3 protein-coding genes are annotated in these 1,846 nt (G+C 35.5%); all 3 read right to left on the reverse strand.

The genetic code is table 11. The annotated features are described in order from the left end of the window. Positions 1-167: 167 nt before the first annotated feature. The 3 genes from V7183_RS01930 to V7183_RS01940 all read right to left on the reverse strand — a co-directional run bounded on the left by V7183_RS01930 (position 168) and on the right by V7183_RS01940 (position 1,500). Positions 168-482 carry a DMT family transporter gene (locus V7183_RS01930; protein ID WP_335358532.1) on the reverse strand — a complete coding sequence of 105 codons (315 nt, stop codon included), beginning with the start codon at positions 480-482 and terminating at the stop codon, positions 168-170. Between the two features lie 2 nt (positions 483-484). Further along, positions 485-841 (reverse strand): DMT family transporter, encoded by a 357-nt coding sequence (locus tag V7183_RS01935; RefSeq protein WP_335358533.1) that lies wholly within the window; start codon positions 839-841, stop codon positions 485-487. An 80-nt stretch (positions 842-921) separates the two neighbouring features. Continuing rightward, positions 922-1,500 (reverse strand): TetR family transcriptional regulator, encoded by a 579-nt coding sequence (locus V7183_RS01940; protein WP_335358546.1) that lies wholly within the window; start codon positions 1,498-1,500, stop codon positions 922-924. Positions 1,501-1,846: the final 346 nt, after the last annotated feature.

Below are 1,846 nucleotides of genomic sequence, written 5' to 3' on the forward strand. Positions count from 1 at the left end.
AAAAGGATCTGACCGCTTCTATACATCGGCGGATCCTCTTTCCTCCCAAAAAGAAAGGGGTTATGTCGGGTTTCAATTTGAATTTATATAGAAAAACCCCTTAATAGAACATTAGGGGCTTACATCACAATATACTCTTCCTTATTTGTAATAAACTTTTTCTATCTTTAAGAAAGAGCCTTTAATCCTGTCACTCCGCATACAATAAGAGCCACACTCATCATACGTGCCTTACTTTTTGATTCTCCAAATAGGAACATATTTAACAAGACAGCACCGGCTGTTCCTATACCAATCCAAACCGCATAAGCTACACTTACCTGTAAAAATAGGAAAGATGTATATAAAAATGCGAAGGACATACCAAATCCACCGACATAAAGAGCTCCATTTTTTACTGTTTTATCCTTACTATACATTTTAAGACCTACTACACCAACTATTTCACAAATTGCGGCACAAAGGACAAAAATCCATCCCATCCTTAAGCAGCTCCTTTCATAACTTCTTCTTCTCCTGCTTCTTTGTTATCAGCTAACTTCAGGCCAATAACGCCAGCTACTATCATAACTATGAAAAATAATTTCCCTAGACTAAAACTTCCACCAAAAAGGAAAACGTCCATTAAGAAAGTTCCCACAGTTCCTGCTCCGGCAAAAACGGCATATACTGTTCCTGTCGCAAGATGTTCACACGCTTTAGAAAGCATATGAAAATCAACAAAAATAATCCCTACAATGATTGCCCAATGCCACCATTCGTGAGCGGTATTAAAACCAAAAACCCAAAAAACTTCAAAAATACATGTTAATATTACATATAACCAAGCTTTGTTTTTCATATATTTCCACCTCTTATGACTGACTGTCATTCATTTTTAGCCTGAATTTATCTATCTTGCTATAACCAACGAATGAACATTTATTTTCTTATATCTAATGCATGCGTTAAAAAATCCAAAACTTCAGCCTTTTGTAAATCAGCTTGTTCTTCTTTTACATGATCATATAAATACATTTGTTCTGCTGCCGATTCAACTAAAGCGATAAAAAGTTTGGAAGTTCTTTCAACATGAATAGAATTCCGTATGACATTAGCATCCTTAGCTTCTTCTAAAAAGTGCTTTATCCAAATGTAAAGAGGCTGATATAGACTCTCCCATTTTTTTATATGTTCGGTTGATGCTAAACCAACATATATTAATGCCTGTATTTCGTGGTGTTCCTTTGTAAAATCAAAAATTGCATCTACAATTTGCGAAAATGTATCTAAGAAAGAAGTGCTAGCTTGTACTTTTTCTTCAACTGCACATATCATCTTCTCAACCATAATTTCTGCAATAGCAGGCACTACAGATAGTTTTGAAGAAAAATATAAATAGAAAGTTCCTTGAGCAATACCAGCTGATTTCACAATATCCGAAATCTTTGTTTTTTCAATCCCTTTTTCCCTAAAACATTCGATAGCAGCGTATACAATTTTTTCTTTTTTACTCATTATCTACATCCTTCCACGAAACAAAATGACTGAATGTCATTCATTTATATTGTATGTGAATGATTTATAAAATGTCAATCATCTATTTTTATTTTTTATAATTGCTCTTGTTCATACATATATTTAAAAATTTCATAAAGTGAAACTTTAATCAGTGGAGTTTTCTTCATTCCCACTGATTATTAGCCCTCACCAATTGGGCTTTTACGGGCAGTTTATCTCCACCTTACTTCTTTAGAAAAGCGGAAGCGGCTCGCTCAGAATCGCAGGACGCCCGCGCCCCCGACAGAGAGGCGCTTTTTGCCTCGTCTGAGGAGGCGAAAAGACCGGAGATTCTAGCCGCTAGAGC

It is taken from the genome of Bacillus sp. JJ1127 (genome assembly GCF_036965845.1).
In the GTDB taxonomy this organism is placed as follows: domain Bacteria; phylum Bacillota; class Bacilli; order Bacillales; family Bacillaceae_G; genus Bacillus_A.